At 58.4% G+C, this 19943-nt stretch carries 18 protein-coding genes, 2 tRNA genes and 3 pseudogenes; 16 read left to right on the forward strand and 7 right to left on the reverse strand.

Annotation, left to right across the window (positions count from 1 at the left end):
• Nucleotides 1–20: 20 nt before the first annotated feature.
• Nucleotides 21–412: pseudogene (locus ACFQH2_RS02120) on the reverse strand (cupin domain-containing protein).
• 210 nt (nucleotides 413–622) lie between these two features.
• On the opposite strand from ACFQH2_RS02120, the gene ACFQH2_RS02125 reads away from it, so the two are divergent.
• Complete coding sequence (locus ACFQH2_RS02125; RefSeq protein WP_377056362.1) at nucleotides 623–1015, forward strand: ArsR/SmtB family transcription factor; 393 nt, start codon at nucleotides 623–625, stop codon at nucleotides 1013–1015.
• A 43-nt stretch (nucleotides 1016–1058) separates the two neighbouring features.
• A pseudogene (locus tag ACFQH2_RS02130) lies at nucleotides 1059–2913 on the forward strand (DEAD/DEAH box helicase); the annotation flags it as partial.
• Between the two features lie 148 nt (nucleotides 2914–3061).
• On the opposite strand, the gene ACFQH2_RS02135 reads toward ACFQH2_RS02130, so the two are convergent.
• Nucleotides 3062–3559, reverse strand: coding sequence for a DUF367 family protein (locus ACFQH2_RS02135; protein ID WP_377056366.1), 498 nt, complete (start codon nucleotides 3557–3559; stop codon nucleotides 3062–3064).
• A gap of 106 nt (nucleotides 3560–3665) precedes the next feature.
• Here ACFQH2_RS02135 and ACFQH2_RS02140 point away from each other — a divergent pair, with 106 nt between their 5' ends.
• A complete protein-coding gene (locus ACFQH2_RS02140; RefSeq protein ID WP_377056368.1) occupies nucleotides 3666–4433 on the forward strand; it encodes a hypothetical protein in 768 nt (255 codons plus the stop codon).
• Between the two features lie 467 nt (nucleotides 4434–4900).
• Here ACFQH2_RS02140 and ACFQH2_RS02145 read toward each other — a convergent pair.
• Nucleotides 4901–4971 (reverse strand) — tRNA-Gly (locus ACFQH2_RS02145).
• A gap of 328 nt (nucleotides 4972–5299) precedes the next feature.
• Between ACFQH2_RS02145 and ACFQH2_RS02150 the strand changes: the two genes are divergently transcribed.
• The gene (locus tag ACFQH2_RS02150; protein ID WP_377056370.1) at nucleotides 5300–6094 is read left to right on the forward strand and encodes an NAD+ synthase; all 795 of its coding nucleotides are present in this window, start codon (nucleotides 5300–5302) and stop codon (nucleotides 6092–6094) included.
• 6 nt (nucleotides 6095–6100) lie between these two features.
• Here ACFQH2_RS02150 and ACFQH2_RS02155 read toward each other — a convergent pair.
• Both ACFQH2_RS02155 and ACFQH2_RS02160 read right to left on the reverse strand, forming a co-directional pair.
• Nucleotides 6101–6798 (reverse strand): annotated as a pseudogene (locus ACFQH2_RS02155) (enoyl-CoA hydratase/isomerase family protein).
• 545 nt (nucleotides 6799–7343) lie between these two features.
• Nucleotides 7344–7562, reverse strand: coding sequence for a hypothetical protein (locus ACFQH2_RS02160; protein ID WP_377076396.1), 219 nt, complete (start codon nucleotides 7560–7562; stop codon nucleotides 7344–7346).
• Between the two features lie 239 nt (nucleotides 7563–7801).
• On the opposite strand from ACFQH2_RS02160, the gene ACFQH2_RS02165 reads away from it, so the two are divergent.
• Both ACFQH2_RS02165 and ACFQH2_RS02170 read left to right on the forward strand, forming a co-directional pair.
• Nucleotides 7802–7872, forward strand: a tRNA-Thr gene (locus ACFQH2_RS02165).
• Nucleotides 7873–8176: 304 nt separating this feature from the next.
• On the forward strand, nucleotides 8177–9004 hold the full coding sequence (locus ACFQH2_RS02170) for a site-specific integrase (protein WP_377076397.1): 828 nt from the start codon (nucleotides 8177–8179) through the stop codon (nucleotides 9002–9004).
• 455 nt (nucleotides 9005–9459) lie between these two features.
• On the opposite strand, the gene ACFQH2_RS02175 is transcribed toward ACFQH2_RS02170, so the two are convergent.
• Nucleotides 9460–10575 (reverse strand): hypothetical protein, encoded by a 1116-nt coding sequence (locus ACFQH2_RS02175; protein ID WP_377056378.1) that lies wholly within the window; start codon nucleotides 10573–10575, stop codon nucleotides 9460–9462.
• A 108-nt stretch (nucleotides 10576–10683) separates the two neighbouring features.
• Here ACFQH2_RS02175 and ACFQH2_RS02180 point away from each other — a divergent pair, with 108 nt between their 5' ends.
• Nucleotides 10684–10926, forward strand: a complete 243-nt coding sequence (locus ACFQH2_RS02180) for a PadR family transcriptional regulator (protein ID WP_377056380.1) — start codon at nucleotides 10684–10686, stop codon at nucleotides 10924–10926.
• A gap of 53 nt (nucleotides 10927–10979) precedes the next feature.
• On the opposite strand, the gene ACFQH2_RS02185 is transcribed toward ACFQH2_RS02180, so the two are convergent.
• Nucleotides 10980–12263: a hypothetical protein gene (locus tag ACFQH2_RS02185; RefSeq protein ID WP_377076398.1), complete on the reverse strand. Its 1284-nt coding sequence runs from the start codon at nucleotides 12261–12263 to the stop codon at nucleotides 10980–10982.
• Nucleotides 12264–12455: 192 nt separating this feature from the next.
• Between ACFQH2_RS02185 and ACFQH2_RS02190 the strand changes: the two genes are divergently transcribed.
• The 9 genes from ACFQH2_RS02190 (at nucleotide 12456) to ACFQH2_RS02230 (ending at nucleotide 19868) form a co-directional block, all read left to right on the forward strand.
• Complete coding sequence (locus tag ACFQH2_RS02190; RefSeq protein WP_377056384.1) at nucleotides 12456–13280, forward strand: hypothetical protein; 825 nt, start codon at nucleotides 12456–12458, stop codon at nucleotides 13278–13280.
• Between the two features lie 980 nt (nucleotides 13281–14260).
• Nucleotides 14261–15973: a DNA primase family protein gene (locus ACFQH2_RS02195; protein ID WP_377076399.1), complete on the forward strand. Its 1713-nt coding sequence runs from the start codon at nucleotides 14261–14263 to the stop codon at nucleotides 15971–15973.
• Between the two features lie 670 nt (nucleotides 15974–16643).
• Nucleotides 16644–16886 carry a hypothetical protein gene (locus tag ACFQH2_RS02200; protein ID WP_377056388.1) on the forward strand — a complete coding sequence of 81 codons (243 nt, stop codon included), beginning with the start codon at nucleotides 16644–16646 and terminating at the stop codon, nucleotides 16884–16886.
• Complete coding sequence (locus tag ACFQH2_RS02205) at nucleotides 16883–17377, forward strand: hypothetical protein (protein WP_377056390.1); 495 nt, start codon at nucleotides 16883–16885, stop codon at nucleotides 17375–17377. The genes ACFQH2_RS02200 and ACFQH2_RS02205 overlap by 4 nt, the downstream gene beginning before the upstream one ends.
• Nucleotides 17377–17763, forward strand: a complete 387-nt coding sequence (locus ACFQH2_RS02210; protein WP_377056392.1) for an SWIM zinc finger family protein — start codon at nucleotides 17377–17379, stop codon at nucleotides 17761–17763. Before ACFQH2_RS02205 ends, ACFQH2_RS02210 begins: the two co-directional genes overlap by 1 nt.
• On the forward strand, nucleotides 17760–18143 hold the full coding sequence (locus tag ACFQH2_RS02215) for a DUF6166 domain-containing protein (protein ID WP_377056394.1): 384 nt from the start codon (nucleotides 17760–17762) through the stop codon (nucleotides 18141–18143). Before ACFQH2_RS02210 ends, ACFQH2_RS02215 begins: the two co-directional genes overlap by 4 nt.
• A 16-nt stretch (nucleotides 18144–18159) precedes the next feature.
• Nucleotides 18160–18306: a hypothetical protein gene (locus tag ACFQH2_RS02220; RefSeq protein WP_377056396.1), complete on the forward strand. Its 147-nt coding sequence runs from the start codon at nucleotides 18160–18162 to the stop codon at nucleotides 18304–18306.
• A complete protein-coding gene (locus ACFQH2_RS02225; protein ID WP_377076400.1) occupies nucleotides 18303–18635 on the forward strand; it encodes a DUF6908 domain-containing protein in 333 nt (110 codons plus the stop codon). The genes ACFQH2_RS02220 and ACFQH2_RS02225 overlap by 4 nt, the downstream gene beginning before the upstream one ends.
• 171 nt (nucleotides 18636–18806) lie before the next feature.
• The gene (locus tag ACFQH2_RS02230; protein WP_377056400.1) at nucleotides 18807–19868 is read left to right on the forward strand and encodes a metallophosphoesterase family protein; all 1062 of its coding nucleotides are present in this window, start codon (nucleotides 18807–18809) and stop codon (nucleotides 19866–19868) included.
• The last annotated feature ends 75 nt before the right edge of the window (nucleotides 19869–19943 follow it).

Raw genomic sequence — 19943 nt, forward strand, 5'->3', positions numbered from 1 at the left:
CGATACCGATGAGGGGATAGTTAGCCGACGAACCCTTCGGTCGACCAGAAGTCCTCCTCGCCCTCGCAGGTCGCGGCGACGCAGCGTGATGCCGGCGCACTGACAAGCACGAAGGCGCTCTCCATGTCGCTGTTTCTGATCTGGCGCGTCGAACTCGGGGGATCCAGACTGCGTCGCCGCTTTCCATCTCGACGTGCTCGTCGTCGATTACGACTGTCGCCTGGCCCTCGAGCAGGAGGTAGATCTCCTCGTGACCGTTCTCGGCGTGGCCGTGCGGTTTGTTTCTCCAGCCAGGATCACAGCGGACGACTGAGACGCCGACCTGCCTGCTGTCGAGCGAGTCACTCAACATGCGCATCGCGCCCGAGACCGGTTCGAGGTCCTGGTAGTTGACCTGCTTGTGGGTAGCCATCAGTCCGGACACCCCGCTCGACGGCGTTTCGACGTTCCGCAGCGATCCGTGCGGATCGGCCTCCAGTCACTCGTCCAGTTTCGCCGTTCGATTATTTCGGCCATGAGCTAGAGTCATATCAGTGAATACTAAATTGTTTGGACTAGTGATCTACTGGGATTTCGAGAGACACTCCAAAACCCTTAATTCAGTATCCGTTCAAATCCGGGTATGTCGTCCAACGAACGCCTCCAGCGGTACCTCGCCGACGACCGGGACGCGTGTGCCGACGAGGAGGTGACCAAGCGACTGGCCGAACTCGAATCGCTCGACGCCGTAGCGGGTGGCTCCGACCTCGATACCGACGTTGAACTACTCTCTGCACTGGCGAACGAGACCCGTTACAAGATCGTTCGAATGCTCCACGCCGCGGACGACGAACTCTGCGTCTGTGAGTTCGCGCCGCTGCTCGACGTCAGCGATAGCGCGATCAGCCACGCACTCTCGAAGCTAACCGACGCTGGTCTCGTCACGCGTCGCAAAGACGGCAAGTGGCGCAAGTACCGTGCAACCCCGCGTGCAAACGCCGTTCTCGTCGCGCTTGATGGTTCGCGACAGCTATAGCCGCCCCGTAGTTTAAATACGATCTCGCCCCAGTACCCGGTAGATGGATGTCCGGGACCTGTCGCTCGCGTCGGAGTTCGTAGCGCACTTCGAGGAGCGGGGGATCGAATCGCTGTACCCGCCGCAGGTGGCCGCGGTCGAGGCCGGAATCACGCGCGGCGAGCGCGTCGTGGCGGCGATGCCGACCGCCAGCGGGAAGACGCTTGTCGCGCAGTTAGCTATGCTGTCGACCGGTGGCTCCTCGCTGTACGTCGTCCCGCTCCGGGCGCTTGCTACGGAAAAGTACGAAACGTTCTCGAAGCTTCCGGACGTAAGCGTCGGCGTCGCGACGGGCGATTACGACACCGACGACGAGACGCTCGGCAAGCACGACATCGTCGTCGCCACGAGCGAGAAGGTCGACTCGGCGATCCGGAACGGTGCCGGCTGGGTCGAAGCGATAGAGTGCGTCGTCGTCGACGAGGTCCACCTGCTGACGCCCAGGGCCGGGGCCCGACGCTCGAAGTCACGCTCGCGAAACTCCAGCGACTCGTTCCGGACCAGCAGATCGTCGCGCTGTCGGCCACCGTCGGGAACGCGGGAGAGATCGCCGACTGGCTGGAGGCCGAACTCGTCCACTCGACCTGGCGACCGATCGATCTCCGGACCGGCGTCTACGACGACGGAAGCGTTGCGTTCGACGACGGCGACCGCCTACGTATCGAACTGGGAGACGAACCGCCGACGACGGCCCTGGTCGCCGACGCGATCGAGGACGGCGGCCAGTCGCTCGTGTTCGTCAACTCCCGTCGCGAGGCGGAGACGCTCGCCCGGACGCTGGCCGCCAAAGAGTTCCGGCAGGCTCCGGCGGTAGCGAGCGATATCGGCGAGACTGCGACGACCAGCACCGGGCGGTCGCTCTCGGAGGCCACGGAGGGCGGCGTCGCGTTTCACCACGCGGGACTGCGCGCCGAGCATCGCTCGGTCGTCGAGCAGGCGTTCAGAGACCGTGATCTCGCCGTACTCTGTGCGACGCCGACGCTCGCCGCTGGCGTCAACGTCCCCGCGCGACGGGTGATCGTCCGGGATCACGAGCGCTTCACGGGCGACGGCTACGAACCCCTGCCCATCCTGGAGGTCCACCAGATGTTCGGGCGGGCCGGCCGGCCGGGTCTGGACCCCTACGGCGAGGCGATGCTGGTCGCGACCGGGGTCGACGCCGCTGATCTCCGTGAGCGCTACATCGGCGCGGATCCCGAGCGTGTCGAGTCGAAACTCGCCTCCAGAGAGGCGCTTCGCACGCACGCTCTCGCGACGCTCGCTGCGGCTTCGCGGACGACCGCGAGGGGCTTCGGGACGTGCTCGCCTCGACGTTTTTCGCTCACCAGCGCGACGCCGAGGAACTGGTCGACCTCACGGACGAAGTGCTCTCGTATCTCGACGCGACGGGGATGCTCCGCCGTGACAATGGACTGGTTGCGACCGATCTCGGCCGCCTCGTCTCGCGGGTCTACGTCGACCCGCTCACGGGTGCGGAGGTCGTAGAGGCGCTCGGGACGGCGGCGACGATGGACCGCGTCACGACGCTGACGGTGCTCGAACTGGTCTGTGATACGGAAGACATGAGCACTCAGCACGTCCGCAGCGAGGAGGCGGGCCGCCTCAGCGAGTTCGCCATGCGCAACGAAGCCCAGTTCACCAAGTCCGTCCGCGATTTCGATGGCAACTTCCAGTCCTGGCTCGCGACGGTCAAGACTGCACGCATCCTCGACGACTGGATCGCAGGCGTCGATCCCGGGCAGCTAGACGACCGCTACGGGGTCGCACCGGGCGATGTCAGACGGCTGGCCGATCGGGCCGAATGGCTCCTCTCGGCGACGGAGGTGATCGCCGAACAGCTATCGGATGGTGTGATCGAACGGCTGTCCTCCGACACCGAGTCGGAACTGGCCTACGACGCCGTGCTCGACCGGCTTCGGGAGACCCGCTCGGCACTGCTCGACGCCGTCGAGGAGTAACTGTCACTACCCATCTCTCGTTGAACCATTCCCGACCTCGCACACCCAATCACTCCCGATCCAGATACTCCTGCTGGACCGCGACGACGTCGCTCGAATCCTCGCAGTTGGCGTAGCGCCGCAGGGGTTCCTCGTTCATCTCCAGAAAGGTCTCGCCCCACGTGAACTTCGCCAGGATTCGCTCGGCGTGGTCGCGCTCGCCCAAAATACACAGCGCGGCGGCCAGCGCTTCCACGGTCGTCAACTGGAACGGCTTCCCGAAGTTGATCGGGTTTGCCGCGACGAGGAAGGGTAACGCCCGGTGTTCGCCGTCGACGGTAAACTGCGCCTCGCGGGCGCTCTCCCACGAGCAGTCGAGCGCGACCAGCCGATCGCTCACCGTCGTATCGGCGGGCGAGAGCGCCTGTTCGGCGTGTGGGTTCAACACGACGCCATAGGGCGTCGCCCGGTCGCTCTTGTGCAGGGTCGCCAGATCGAACCGCTCGAGCTTTTTCGCAGTACACTTATCCGGGTCGTCGTCGCCCTCGTACCGGACGTGGAGGTTCACTACCGCCCGGTACGGCGTCGTTCGGCAAAAGCGCCGCGGCTTCGGTGCTCTATTACGACCTCTTGTCAGGACGAACCTTTGTGCGTCTCCGCACCGTAGGCCGTCCATGCGCGCCGAAGACGACGGACAGTACGACGCCGCTATTGCTGCGCTCTCCGACCGCGAGTATCCACTGGCTGGCGACGCCTACACCCGCGCCGGGCGCCGGGTCCTCTCGGGTCCCCGCGAAGACGTCGGCCCGTTCGACGACGACGAACGCGGCTGGGTCGGCATCGGCCTCGGCTACCTCTGTACCGCCGCGATCTGTTACCGCGTTGCCGGTCGTGACGTCCGTGCCACTCGCCGAGCAGTCGAGGGCATCGCCGTTGCCCGCGACCTCGCCCACGTCACGGAGCGACCGGTACAGGCCGCCTGCTTCGAGGAGTTCGTCGCTGACCTCCACGTCGCTGGAGACCTGAGCGGCACAGAGGACGCCTACGAGGATGCGAGTACGGCCTACGAGGACGCGAGCGACGGCATTGACGATCCACAGCGCTGGGGGACGACACCGCTGTTCGAGGCCGCCGCAACGCCGATTAAACAGGTCGCTCGAAGCCTCGCTGACGGCGAAATCGCCATCAAGTGGGAGCAGTTACACGGCTCAGACCCCGCCGCTCCTGGCAACTTTCTCGCCCACCGCGCCCGGTACAAACGCCGCCGGTTTCCGTCCCTGCTCGAACGAGTCGTCGAGACGGGCTATCTCGCCGCTCCCCGGGGATCGACGGAGTACGATACGGACCACCACTACTGCCCGAACTGTGACTCGACGAGCGTTAACTGGGTCGGCGAGGACGTGCTCTGCATGCGGTGTTCGAGCGTCGCACGCCCCCAGTGAGCACTCCCTGCCGATCAGGTGTCGAACGAGCCGAGTCCGGTGAACTCTCCGTAATCGCGGGCCACACAGGATGTCGGCCGGGAGTTTGCTGAGTGGAGCGAAGCAAACGTTGATCGACGGCGTCGATCAGAAGTGAGCAAACGCTGTTTGTTTGCGAACATCGGGCGGCAAACGACCGAAGGGAGTTTGCTGAGCAAAGCGAAGCAAACGTCGACTGACTGTGTCAGTCGGAAGTGCGCCGGCCGGGAATCGAACCGGAGGAAGACGGTCGCCATCGCGTTGCTCGGCGCTGCGACTTCCAGGGTTCGATTCAGTAGCGATTTCACTGCTTACTGATGTTCGCAGTAGAAATGCGCCGGCCGGGAGTGAGCAAACGCTGTTTGTTTGCGAACATCGGGCGGCAAACGACCGAAGGGAGTTTGCTGAGCAAAGCGAAGCAAACGTCGGCTGACTGTGTCAGTCGGAAGTGCGCCGGCCGGGAATCGAACCCGGGCTATTAGCTTGGGAAGCTAATGTCCTACCACTGGACCACCGGCGCTCACTTCGTTCGCGCCGCAGTTCGCGAGTTCGTCGAACTCGCTTACCACCGGCGCGCTCGTACCTCGCGCGCCGAGGCTCGCAAACTCAGGGGGTTTGCTTACCACCGGCGCTCACTTCGAGGTCCGTTACATATCGGAGTTGACTACCCCGATACTTGAACGTAGCGCTTCCGTCGGGTGATCGACGAGGCGACGATACCGGCTGCTCGCAGGGCGGGGCGATGGTGCAGTCTTTTCCGTCGAAACGGCTACTTTCACCCCACGAATCCCGATAAGGTTTGCATCAAACGAACATGATTTACACGTCTGGGCACGTAGTGTGGTATAATGGTTGAGCTTCGACTATCGGACGACGAACTCGGGGAGCGACGTGACCACATCACGACGTTCATTGCGGAGACGGTCGACGATGCAGGAGCAGATGGGGCAGTGCTGGGTCTCTCCGGCGGTATCGACAGCACGACGGTTGCACACCTTGCCGTCGAGGCACTGGGTGCTGACAAACTCAAGGGGCTGGTGATGCCCGGCACCGTAAGCCGTGAGGACAACATGAGCGACGCCGAACGCGTCGCCGAGATGCTCGGCATCGAGTACGAGGTCATCGAAATCGCGCCGATCATCGAGCAGTTCGTCGCGGCCTATCCCGATGCGAAGGGGGACGACATCGCAGTGGGGAACGCCCGGGCACGGAGCCGTGCCGTGCTGAACTATCTGGTGGGCAACCACGAGAACCGCGTCGTGCTCGGGACGGGGAACCGGAGCGAGGCGCAGGTAGGCTACTACACCAAGTACGGCGACGGCGCGGTCGACTGTCACCCGATCGGTAACCTCTACAAGGTGCAGGTGCGCCAGTTGGCGCGTGACCTCGATGTCCCAGAGGATCTGGTCGAGAAGACGCCGACGGCCGGGCTCTGGAGCGGCCAGACCGACGAAGAGGAGATGGGCATCGGCTACGACACGCTCGATCCGATTCTCGCGCTACATATTGACGGGCCGCTCTCGGCCAGCGCGACCGCCGAGACGCTCGGTATCGACCTCGCGCCCATCGAGACGGTTCGCGAGATGTACGAACGGAGCGCGCACAAGCGCGCGATGCCGCCCGCGCCGCCAGAGCACGACTGACCCGTTTCAGTCGCCGGTTTCGTTCGTTCGTTTGCGCTCCATCACCAGCTCCGCGAACGCGGCCGCCTCGCGACGCTCCTGTTCGGCCCTGGACGACGTATCATGCAGTCGCTTTTTGAGCACGGCGAGCGCCGCCGGGTCGTTCTCTGCGATCTCGCGGGCAACGGCATCCGGCCGCTCGACGAGCCGTGAGACCAGTCCGATCCGCCGGGCCTCTTCGGCGTCGAGTTCGCGGCCAGTCACCGAGAACTCCATCGCGTCACCGAGACCGACGACCTCCGGCAGGCGGACTGTCCCGCCCCAGGCCCCGAACAGGCCGAAGCTAACTCCCGGTTCGCCGAACGTCGCGTCTGAGGTCGCGATGCGGACGTCACAGGCCAGCGCGAGTTCGACGCCGCCGCCACGGGCCGGGCCGTCGATCCCGGCAACGACGATCGGCTCTGCGGTCTCGATCGCTCTCGCGACCTGCTGGCCGCGGGCGGCGAACTCGGCGGCGGCACCGGAATCGTCGAGGGCGTCGACGACGTCGAGATCCGCGCCTGCACAGAACGCCGAGCCTGCACCGTGGAGATAGACGACCGGCTCCTCAGCCCCCGTAATCGCATCCTCTAGCTCGTCCAATCCCTCCGAAGTCAGTGCGTTCCGACGCTCCGGTCGTGCTGCGTTACCGTCCGGACATCGCCGGCGGCGCTCTCGTCGATCATACGCTGACTGCGGTCCCGCCCATCCTGTAAGTTACGTCGATGGGGGTGGTCCAGTGGCTGCCTCTCCTGTCGGATTGCCTAGACTGGCGGTCTCTCACTCGTTTCCAGCGAGTGTCAGGTCTCCCGAATGGACCCGGCGCTGGCATGCGGTTGGGATGACTGTGGGACAGGCAGACTTTCCAAAGGTCTTTGCCCCTCCTCTCCCTGCCCGGACTGATGGATGAGGCCGTGCGGACTCGGCAGGCAGCACACGACGCAGTCACCGATATCGAGCCGGACGCCCTACGTGAGCTTCTCGAAGACCGACTCCACGAGGGCTCGATGGCTCCCGGGGCGCTCACCCTGTCGAGTGCACGAGCGATCGACGGGTCGGCAACCGCCGGCTCCGTCGCGGAACGTGGTGCAGGCGTCCAGCTCATCTACGAGGGGCTCCGCCTGACCCGTACGCTGGCTCACGAGCAGCCGTGGGCCCAGCGCGATCCGAACGATCACACCGAGCCGAACCTCGAAATACTCGCCGCCGACGTCCTCGTTTCCCGCGGCTTCTACCTGCTCGCGCGGACCGAAGCCGCCGACAAGGCCGTCGAGACGGTCCAGGCCTTCGGCCGCGACCAGACGCTCCGCCGGAGCGCCGAGAGCACCGAAGCTGCCGCCTCGCTCGACCGGTCGCTCGAACGGAACGTCTTCGAGCAGCAGTCATCGCTGGCGCGACCGCAGGCGACAGTCCGTGGCCGACGGCGGACGCCGGCCTGGTCCCGCCGCAACTACTCGACCTCGCCACGGAACTCGGAGGCGCCGATGCTCCGCTCCCACCGGCCGACGAACTACTTCCCAACGACCTCGATACCACGCTCGGTTCGCGCTCTGCGACGGCGCCGACGACCACGTCCAGCAGTCGGCGACCGATCACTGACTCTCAAGCCGGGATCACGGTACTGCATGCCGCGCCGTCCCCGAATCGAAACGCATAAAGTCAATTCCCGACAATCGGAGTATACCTGGCGCCTGGGTAGCTTAGCGGTAAAGCGCGTCCTTGGTAAGGACGAGAGCCCGGGTTCAAATCCCGGCCTGGCTTACACGGTATTACAGGCTCTCTCGGCTGATTTCGCCCTTCTCAGGAGAGCCAAACGATGTCCAATAACGTACGAAAACGCTACAACCCGACAGCTACGCCGTCTTGCGATTCAAGAAAGTGTCATGGCACACAAACAACCGGAGGTGCGCGCGGGTGACCAACCAGCCCGATCCGCTGGACAACCTCCCCGCCGGTGATGGCACCCCCAAGGACGGCCTTCCATCGGCTCCGGAACCAGTGGAACTCGATTTCCCGCTCATTAGTGAACGATCACGCGAAGACCTCGAAGCATACGGGCTCAACATGGTCGACGATTACCGCGACTTCAAACAGGAGGTACTCTCGTGGCTCGGCTCGTACGGGAAACACCCAGAGAAAGGCCAGGGCCTCGCACAGAGTACGCTTCAGTCGACACACTACAAGCTCGAAATTGTCTTCCGGTGGCTCTGGGAGGACGAAGACGCCTACACGACAGAGTTTACTCCCGACCACGCGGATCGGTTTATCCGACTCCTCAACCGCTCAGACGGGATGGCCGATTCAAGCGTACTCCACTACGGGAAGGCTGTCCAGCGGCTATTCAAGTATCAAAACCATATCCACGGAACCGATTACGACTGGGAACCGAAGCCGGAATTGAGTCAAGCAACTGGCGACGAGCGCGATTATCTTCGCCGGACGGCTTTCAAGCCGCTCTATCAGGCGGCGCTGGAGTACAACTCAATCAAGAGCTACCATAGCGACATGTCCTCCGAGGAGCGTGATCGGCTGAAGACATTCGTCTCCCAGCGACTCGGTGTGCCCAAGTCCGAGGTCGGCCCCGAGCACTTCAAACAGGCCAACTCTTGGAAAGAACCGTCGATCATCGCTGTGACGTTGGACACTGGGCTCCGTCCCATTGAGGTGGGCCGAGCTACTACGGAGTGGGTCAATCTTGAGAACAACGAGCTCAACATTCCCAAGGACGAGTCCACGAAGAACGAAGCTCACTGGAATTGTTCGATCAAGGGACGCACAGCAAGAGTGCTTGAACGGTGGTTAAAGGAGCGAGCAACGTACGATAAGTACAGTGGTCGGGATGAGCTCTGGCTCACGAAGCAAGGGACTACGTACAGTTCAGAAGTCATGTAACTACCTACTGAGTCGGCTCGTCGACGACGGTGATCTTCCTATCCCAGATCACAAAGACATAACGTGGTACGCGATTCGTCACGGGGTTGCGACATACTGGGCGAATCACATTGGGCCACACCACGCCAAGGAGCAACTTCGGCACAAGAGCGTCACGACGACGATGAAGTATCTTCACTCAGACGCGGAAACGCGGAACGACGCCGCTGAACAAATCTGGTGACGCTCACTTCAGAAAGGGTGAGTAACGGGCTACCACAGCCCGGCCGGAGCCTCTGATCTCTCCCTCAAACGGCCGGTCCTGACCATCGGGATAGACAGCCCGACTCCACCAGTCCGTTTCTGGCTCCCCTGATGTGGGGCGGCAACCCACCAAAGAGGTCGACATACCCATCCAGACGCCCAGCCAAACCACCCCGACCGTTGCTTTGGGCCGTCGTCGCCCACGCCGTCAGTTACCGCCCGTCGCCCGTGAAGACCTCATGTCCGGTCTTAACGAGATTCACAAACTCGTTTGCCACTTCCTCCAAGAACGCATCATCGCTCAGTACGTCCGTAGACTCCACTTCCCAGTTTCTCCGGACAATTCGATCCCGTGTACGGTCCTGACTGATTTGGAAGCCTCGCTCCTCGAATAGTTCCGCATTACGGCGAAGCGTATCCAGCGTCTCGTCTTCCTCGCCCCAATAATCCATGCCAACTATCACAAGTCCCCACTCGACAGGACGGAGGTACAGCGTGTACACCAGATCATCTGGGTGGTTGGGATGCTTCGACCGTAGGTGAGGTCTGTGGCTTTCTATGTCTTGAAACGCCGTCTCGGCGCTGTCTACTCCGATGACGGACTGGAGTTCCGGGAACACTCTTTCGACAAGGTCTCGAACTACATCAGGGTATATCGGGTTCAGTTTCCGGTCTGGACGCACACGCGAGAGGTGATGATCCACAACTGTGTTGGTCGCAAGAACAGTGTGGTCGGTTATCTCGGAATTAAACCGCTGAATTTCGATACACTGGATGTTGAGGCCTTGGTCCAGAAGATACCGTGCATTACTCTGGGTCCGTGGCGTGATTTGTTCAGCGACGATGACCATCCGCTGGTCGGGGTTGAACTCGTCTGGCTCCAGTGACTCTCCGAATACGTCTTTGAAGGCTGACTGAAGATCATCAGTGGGCACAGCGGCGTCACTGACCGCCCACCGCCCACTCTGGATGTCTTCCCGGTAATCTTGGTAGATGTCGTCCAAGCGGTCGTACGTGTACGATTCGAGTGACTGAGCGTAGTTCTGTGGCTGGCTCAAAATGGTCTCCTCGCTTGCACTCCCGGAACCACTTTGCCCGACTTTCAGTTCGATAATGAGGAGATTCCCGTATTGATCGAGGGCGAGAAGATCGAGGATTCCGGTGTCGACCGCTGGTTGTCGCCCGAAAATAAACACCGGCTCATCCAGGATAGTTTGAGGATTCGCGTGTAGGAGCGATTCAAGCACGGACTCGTTTCGAATGTCAGACCTCGCCAACTCGTCAGCGGCAAACTCCGAGTTGCTCTGAGCGAGGTCAAAGGTTCGCATGCAACTTCTGTCTCTTACCACCAAGATATTTCTAATGCATCTGATTTTCTAACCGGTCAGGATTTCTTTTATATACCTTACCGAAAACCGGACAGGATTTTCTTGGAGATGAGTCTGATAGGCAAGACGAAGCACAATATTCTTCGAGAACTCAAGAACGGCCCCGCTCACGGCTATGCAATCGCTGAGGAGATCGGAGTTTCATCGGGTGGAATCTACACACATCTGAATGAACTGGAGGAAGAAGGGATGATCGCTGTCACCGAACAACGCGAGGAGGGTCGGCAACAGAAGTACTACAAGCTAACCGAGAATGGTGAGCTACTTCTGAAGGCTTTAGGGGAAAATTGAGAGACGACGTCGACAAGAAGTTGCTTACACATCTGGGTGTAGTGTTCTCTTTATTAGATGCCAAGTTCCTCACGAATGTCCGCGGCGGAAAGGATACCACTCTCAGCGAAGAAGTCCTGAATCCCTGGACCGCTGGCATCACCCGGACCAAGGCTAAACATCGGATCACGCAAGCGATTCTCAAGTAGAGCCAGAAGTGCATCGGCTTCGACAAGCCGGACTTCCTGAATATCAGTTGTAATCTTGAGAGTACGAACCGCCTCTTGGCTCTCATCGGAGATGGTTCCCGAGATGACCGCGAAATAGATGTTCCGGAAGCCCTGGTTTCGGAGCGTTGGTACCTCTCTATTGATATAGTCCTGAAACTGTCTCTCGTCTCCTGTGTTTATGCTGTACCCGTTGCGACGTACTTTCGCATCGTAGATAATCGCGTAATTGTGCATCCGGTCTTTGGCAACACCATCGGGGTTGCGGCCCATCCCCTGGCCGAGCTCCTCAACCTCGAACCCGATCATTCGGAGGCACTTCGCCAGACGGTTCTCGAACAGTGTTTCAACAGCGTTGCCAGTCTCCTCGGCAAGTTCCTCCATCTCCTCGGTGTTGTCAGCAAGGTCAGGGAGAATAGACACAATAGGTGGTGTGTAGCTATCCGGGAGTGTTTGGTGTGTTGTCTCCACCGAATCATCGTCGTCATCTTCATCGAACTCATCGCGCTGTTGCCAGTACCAGAAGACATGCTCAACGGTCCACAGATGCATATCTCGCCCAGTATAGTCGGCCAACGATTCCCGCATCTCCTCGTTTAACTCCCAGAACTCAGCATAGCTGTCAGCCAGGTCGTCTTTCGGCTCCCAGATTGCAAGGTCAGAGAGCGCATTCACCATCGACGTGTAATAGATGGGGTATCGGTTAGGGTCGTGTACTTGCCAAAAGTACGAGAGAAAGTACGGGATTGAGCCTGGACGAGGTGCTTTTCTGAGGTCATCCACCTCATTGCGAAGCCGTTCGACGAACCCTTCCAGAGTCCGAATTTTCTCTTTGGCCGCACTCTCGTCTTCTGGTGGTTGGATAAGGTTCCGGAGAAGATCAGCAAGTTCGTCCCGCCGACCTTCGCCAGCGGAACTGTAGAGCATATTGAAAAACATCATCCCGTTCATACCTTTGAATCCCCAGTACGGGAATCGCTTGTTTTGCCCATCAATCTCTGACTTGAACTCACCCAGCGCCATGTCCTCATCGAGGAAAGCGTCTATGAGGTCACAGAGACGGGGGAGTCTATCACGTCGGCGCTCATCGGCCGTCTCCATATCGACAATATCACCCTGGCTATCTTCCATCCGATATTCATTTTCCTCGAATGCATCCCAGACGCGAGTTAGTTGTTGGTTATCAGCAAGCGGCATCTTATCTGGTTTTCAGACCACGTGCTCAAGGTAGTTGCCCCTCCCTAAACTGGAAACACTCAGTCGATTGTATCAGATAGTAAAGATTTATTATACTATACTTCTTATTTTTATCCGGGAAACACCGTGAGTGACAACAGTGACCAGCTTCGCTTCGGCGAGGATGGAGAGTTAGAAGAAGGCGAGGAAGACGAACAGGCAACTAAGAATGTAGGAGACGATGGAGAGCCCACTGGAAGATTCCAGACAGATGCCCGATACAACATCTTCGACGTGAGCTCGTTGCTACAGAAGTCGGTGAGGCGATCCGACGAGGAGGTCGCGGCGTGGGCCGCTTGGGAACTCGTTAGGTCGGGATACGACAATATGTACTGGAAGCGCATTGTAACAATAGCGACTGAGGATACCAGTGTCGAGAGCGATGTGACTTCACAGGTCCGATCTCTCTACCAACTTGGAACCGGACAGGTAGATGTCGTCGAGGGTTGGTCCGCTGAGACCGAGCGGGGACGTGTCTGTGCCCTCAGAGCGGCCGTGGTATGTGCCCAGGCACAGTCCAGTCGGTTATGCGACTATCTCAACAATACCTTCTCCCGGATTGCTGAGGAGCGCGTGAACGCCGCTGAAGAAGGCCGTGAGCCACGATACGATTTCCCGGCCGGCGACCTCGATCCCGGCGGCGAGCACGACGTGGTATTCGATACTCATACGTCCCAAGGATCGGGAATGAACCGGGGTTACCGCCACTTCCTCGTCCACAGCTCCCGGACAGACTCGATGGCCGATATGGAGGCGCGGTTCAAGCGAATCAATATGGAGCTGGTCGCCGACGCCGACGACACCACCGCGGAGTTCACCGGTACTGAGTTCGATCACGCGCTGAGCACAGTCGACCCGGACGACCCGTGGGAGGAGCCGAACCTCGAACAAGAGACACTCGACCCCGAGTGAACCAACCCCAAATTTCGACGCCCCCTAAACACCCCGATGAAGGTCTCTGGCACCCCCACGGCCAATTTTTACAGACGGTCCTGATATTATACAAGGATGGCGGATGAGTGAGCACGATATGTAGAGGCTTGCAATCTACACCCCCTGATTTCCTAAGTCTCCCGAGTACTCAACACCCCCTGATTTCCTTAGTCTTTGATACCGGGTTGGATACTCTCGTGTTACTCGCCACCGCAATTGATGGCATGTCAGCATCGGATTAGTCTATCTAACTATCTAAATTTCGAGAAGAAGATGTGATTCTATAGTGGCAAAGCGAGGCTTCTTCGTAGGGCCGGTGTCAGCTCACCGTATATGATGAAATTAAATATCCAGTCTGGCGGAGTCTGGTGGTTTAGTTGTTCTACGGAAGGAAGAATCACTAATCTTGTGAATACAGAGCCACGCCGCGAGCTTGGGAAAACTTGTATATATACATCACTGTCTTGACTATGATAGGTGAGTGAGAGAAAATGAATATCACCACACTCGGTCCGATCACTAAGACACGGCGCGACGAAGTGAAGGACCTACGTGATAGCCTGGAACACGAAAACTACAATGAGACAATTGGCTATCTCTTAGAAAATCTAAACGAAAGTGCCAGCGCCACTGACGATTAATTGAATCTGAATTGAAAGCCGTCCAGACGGGTTGGGTCGTCCGGACAGCGTCGAACTGAATGTGGGAGCCAATTCGACCAGAAGTGGAGCTTCCGTGTTATCGTACGTCACGGAACTGTATGTCAGTTTTGGTCGGATAGGTTCATTCGGTTAGCCGCTACCGTAGAAGATCAAAACATGACCAATCAGAACCCGGACGCCAACTCAGCAAGTAAGTCACACTTGACAAAAAGAGAAGTATTGACAATTCAGAGAGACAAGTGCAACAGTAATCGAACAACTTTGGGTGGTTCTGAATAGATGTCCCCCGTTAGTGATGTGCCAGACGACCTCCTCAGCTACGACGAGGTCGTTGCGGTTCTCGAAGAAAACGGTGGGAGCCCGCAAGCGCTCCTCAAGCATCGCGGTGCTGGTCCGACCATCGCCGCCTGGAAAGACGACCCCTTCGAGCATGACTTCCAGTACGAGGACCTGATGGAAGAAATCGAGTTCAACCGAGTCGATATGCCGATCGCTGACTGGCGGGAGTACGTCGAGAAGACGGTCGACCGATTCCAGAATGGCGACAGCGATGAGTTGGCTGAGAACGACGAACCACCCCTCGGCGAACTCTCGGCTACCCAGTTCCATAACGAGTTCAACTGGAATCAAATGCAAGACCGAGCGATGGCGAACAAGTGCCACCAGTGGGTCAAAGAGAACGAAGACATAATCTTCACCAACGACCGAGTTCTTGTCTACGACGACGGTATCTGGGGAGAAGACGAGGGGAAGATCGCCCGTATCCTCCAGAATCTCCTGAACGAGCACTACGGTGACAACGTCAAAAAGGAGTTCCTCAACGGGTACATCCGCGCCCACGAGGAATACCGCGTCGAGTGGGAGGAGATGGGCATCCGTGGCACCCAGGTCGCCGTCGAGAATGGCCTCCTGGACCTGATGGAAGGCGAGATTGTCCGCGAGCTTGAGCCCGACGACTACGCCATCATGCGGCTCCCCGTCGCCTGGAAAGGCCCGGACGCTGAAGCACCGATGTGGGACGACTTCATCAGCAAGAGTGTCGAACCTGAGAGTCAGATGATGGTTCAGGAGTACGCTGGGTCGTGTCTCCACACCAACGAATACCCCTTCAAGAAGGCTCTGATGCTCCTCGGTGGCGGTGACAACGGGAAGGGCGTCTTCGAGAACGTCCTCACCGCGATGCTCGGTCACGACAACGTGAGCCACGACGACCTGACCGACATGGCCGGCGCACAGTTCGGACTCCAGCGGCTTCGTCACAAGACGGCGAATATGAACTCCGACATCCGAGGCGGGACGATCGAGGAGACGTCGATGTTCAAGAAGCTCACGGGCGGCGACCGTGTCCGTGTCGAGCCGAAGTACCAGACCGCGTTCGAGATGGAGAACCCAGCCAAGATGATATTCGCGGCGAACAGTGTCCCAAAGGTCAAGAACGCCGAGCGAGCGTTCTACCGCCGCTGGCTGTTTGTGGAGTTCCCGAACCGGTTCACCTTCGACGAAGACGACCAGTACATGGACGCCATCCGTGGACTCGACGACAAGATCGTCGAGCAAGAACTCCCTGGTGTGCTTGCGTGGGCGGTCGAAGGCTATCAGCGTCTCCAGGAGAACCAGAAGTTCACGGGCGAGAAGAACGCCGACGAGATTCGTGAGAACTGGCATAACTACCAGGACACCACCGCGACGTTCGTCCGGAACTTCATCACCAGCGGTGACCCCCAGGTCGACGACGAGCTTGACCACCCGATGCGCGTCGACACGCTCTACCGGTACTACAAGAAGTACATCCGGTCGACGCCCACGGCGGCCCAGAGCAAGCACAAACTGAACAACTACATTACGGCCGAGCATCAGTACCCGGACGCTGAGACGAAATCGAACCGGGCGGCGGCGACCGACGACGACACCTCCGACGTGGTCCGGGTCTGGGACGGCGTCTATATCCCGAAGGACGCTCGGGAGAAGATCAGCGAACGGTACAAGGACGCACTCACGGCCGATGAATAGCCGTTTTCCCTGAACGTAACAGCGTAGTTTGTTCAATTCTCGACTTTCAACCCTGTACGACAGGTAGAGGACCTGAGATACCGTGTAACAACCACCGAAAAAGACTGTTACACGAACTACACACCCTCTGGACGCCGAAATTAGGCAATATCGCACTCCCTTCGTCACCACTACTCTACAAATACTTTGTGTGGAACTGAAAGGGGGTATGGGGTAGAAAATGGATATACACCCCTTGGTAGAGTACAGAGAAGGTTTTCAGATTTTTCGGCTCTGGCCAGCACCCTAATACGCCTGTTATCTGGTCGTTCACATACCTAAAATCCGCGTAACAGCCTTTTCGGAAGGTTGTTACATAGAGTTTCAGAGTCTCTACAGGCGATTAGAGTGCAAATCAACGAAGCCCTGGAGAACCGTCTGTTACGCTCAGCGTGATTCGGAGTCTGATTGCTACACGACTGGCGCTGACATGCCATCAATCAAGAAGGTACGAGAAAAACAGACCACAGTATTGCGCTCTATAAAGATAAGTAAGTAAACACTTATTACCTTTCCACTCTAATCCTTAATTAAGGGAAATCCCAGAGCTACAGCTCCAAACAACTGGTTTCGGAAAACCCGGTGTCAGAGCACCGGATTCTGTGGGTATCCCGTGGAGACGAGAATCCCAATGTCAGATAGCGACAGCTACGAAATAAACGCATCGGCACCAAACCATCCTGACGCGAAACACGTCGACGCTCACCTCGTGATTGACCGCCGCGAGTGGGTGCCTGGAAAGCACCCTGACCCCCACCGCCGGCACGAAGGCCAGACGGAATATCTGGAGCGATACTTCAAGTGTCTCCGCTGTGGAACCGAGGTTCTGAACGAGCGCGACCTTCCCGTTGAGTGCGACGGTGATCGGCGATGAACATTCTCGACGCCCAGGTCGACTGGCGTGAAGATGTCGGGAATGACCCTCGACTGGAGGTTCTCGTCGACGAAACTCCAGACCGGTCCGAGCTTCGGTTCGAACACGAAGACGGGCTTTGGACAGCCATCGACAACGGGTACGTCGAATACTTCGCCTGGAGCGGTGACGGCAATGATGGCGGCTTCTCCGGTCGGTCGTTTGAGGTGACGACTGTCGACGGCGAACAGATCACGCTCAAAGGGCCGTGGAGTTCTCGCGCCGGATGCGTGAACAAGCGACGGTTCGGGCCGGTCGTCGACGTGCGACTTGCGACTGACCCCAGCGTACTCGAAAAAGGCTACACGTTCCGAACGGGCACCCTGACGTTGGCGGCGGCAAAGCAAGCTATCGATCTCACCGACGACAGGGCACACCTGGAGCGTGTCGTCAAATTCGACTCAGACGAGCCCTACTGGATTCCGGTGCGAGAGAACGTGGGTGACGCCTAATGTCCTCGGAATCAGTCCAGCCAGACATCGGCCCACGGACTCTCAGGGCCGCCACGGAACACATGACTGTCATCGAGGAGGCACAATCGCTGTTCTCTGTCACAACTCAGAGTGGCTCTGAGTATACTGTCGATCTCCGGGAACCCGCGTGTACGTGCCCGGACTTCGAGTACCGTGAGTCCGTGTCCGAGTGCAAGCACATCCGACGCGTGCGGATAGAAGTCGGTCAGGTCGACGTCGAGACGCTTGAGACAGAACTCATCGAGACGGCGGACAATCTCGAATCGAATGCCGCCGATCTCGAAGCCCAGGCACAAGAGCTCACGAACACCGCTTGCGAGCTTCGGGATGCACTAAATCGGTTAGAGGAGGTTTCGGGGCGATGAGCCAAGAGGATGTTCGACCCGAAACCCAGGGGTTGAGCCGACAAGATGCCCCTCAACGGGCCTCAACAGTCTACCAGGGTCTCCGGGATTCAACAGCACCGGTTGGCCAGGAGTGTACAGTCAGAGTCGACGGTGAACCTCTGGATACGCGCTACGACCTACTCAGCGCGAGTCCGTCGGGGTTCGAGTGGGGATACGGAGGAAGTGGCCCCGCACAACTTTCCATTGCCTTACTCGCTCACGCCTACGACGAGGAGTTCGCTGTTGATCACTATCAGTCGTTCAAGCGAGAAATCGTGTCGGAACTCCCTGAGAACGGCTGGACACTCAATTTCACAGACCTCGATGCATGGCGACGGGAGGCGGTCAACAGTGCTTAGACTGTTTGCTCGACTTATGATTTGGTGGATCAAGAAGTGGTACCCTGTGTTTCGGTTCGCTGGACGGGCAACTGGTAACGAGACATACATCGAGACGGCTATTGAGGTCACCGAGGAGAACATCGGACGCATCGTGGCGGCTATCGAGGAGGACAAGTCATGAACGCCGCAAAAGACATCCTTCAACAATTGGGTGTTGACTCGGTTGCCGAAATGGGAGTCAACGAGAACTACACTGTCGAGGTCGATGGCTACGAGAACCTGACTATCGAGAAGATCGGGGAGGATAGGGTTAGTGTCGGTCAATATTACATATCTCGGGGCGATTTGATGTCTGACCCCGAAGTAGTGTTCGTCGTCGACAGCGGCGACTGGCGGCCGGTTCGGTTCACGCAACACCCGCTGGCCCACGACCACGATGAATCCGGTCTGGACCTGGATGAGTTCCTTTCTACTTGGAACAAGAATCTTCAGAAATCAGGGTTTCATTGATGCCGCGACACAGCGGATGAGTAGCGAATAGCTCATTCCTGTATCACTGTCGAACCTATCAAGCAACCCTGTAGGTGCGTCAACACAGCGGTGACAATACGTACACCAGAATACAGGGATAGAGCGGCACTCATCAACGCCGTTAACATTGCCTCCTCGAACCTATGAATAGTGACGACCTGTAACGATCTTCATCATAACCAGCCGGTACCGGGGTCGTTGGAGGTCCGTATTTATCGAATAGATACCGATCCAGCACCTCCGCGCGAGGTAGAACTCTACGCTACAGATACGGAACAAAACGATCTAAAAGTCGTCATCTGGGAGAAACATAGTATCTCAGGCGACTGGCACCCTGGCGGTGATTACAAAATCACTGGAGGACGTGTCCAGCGATATGATGACGTGTCTGGGCCTGAAGTACGCATCCACAGCAATGACAAATTCACCATCGAACGTCTTGATAGCATTTCGACCCCGACACGATTGCTCGTCGTCGGTGACACGCATATTGGGTACCGACACCGGGATCGATCAGAGAAGCCGACTTGGGCGCGTTCCGTCGATGCTCGCAAAGGCTTCAATCAAGCTCTCGATATTGCGCGAGAGCACTCAGTCGATGCCATTCTCCATGCGGGAGACGTCTTCGACCACAAAGCAACAGACTCCGACTGTGTAACCGTTACAGAAGACCTCGTCGACCCGTTGAAAGACAACATTCCGCTCTACTATATCCGAGGAAACCATGACACGGAGTACGGTATCGAAAGCCTCCAGATGTTCGCGGACGGGGCCGAAATGCGGCTTCGACTGGGCACCGACCCAATTACGCTGGATAATCCGACTACCAATCTATTCGGGATTGACTACACCGCTGGAAACTTGCCAGATGTCGATCTGGACTCTTTCGTATTAGCATCCACTGACCAGAATATCCTCGTTCTCCACGAAAAGCCGTACCCCCTCGTCGATGAACAAGGCTCGCTCATTTACGATGACGGGGCCAACGTATCTGATCTTCTTGCCTCGGTATCAGCCAATATCGATCTCATCGTGACCGGACATATGCACGTCGGCACACGGGGTCGCATCCCTGGACACGATATTCCCGTTATTGTCACAGGTCCAACCGCGAGGATTAGCCAGTACAAGAAGGACAATCGCCCATCAGTCTGGCTGGTGACGGTCTCTGAGCACGATCTCTCGATTGACCGGATCAAACTCGGCTCCTAAACCGACCGGGAGACTATACTCTAACTGACCCGGATGCCATCAAAAGTGGATGTTTGCGCCGAGTAAATCCGCCCG

The organism is Natronoarchaeum sp. GCM10025703 (assembly GCF_042661985.1).
Classification (GTDB): domain Archaea; phylum Halobacteriota; class Halobacteria; order Halobacteriales; family Natronoarchaeaceae; genus Natranaeroarchaeum.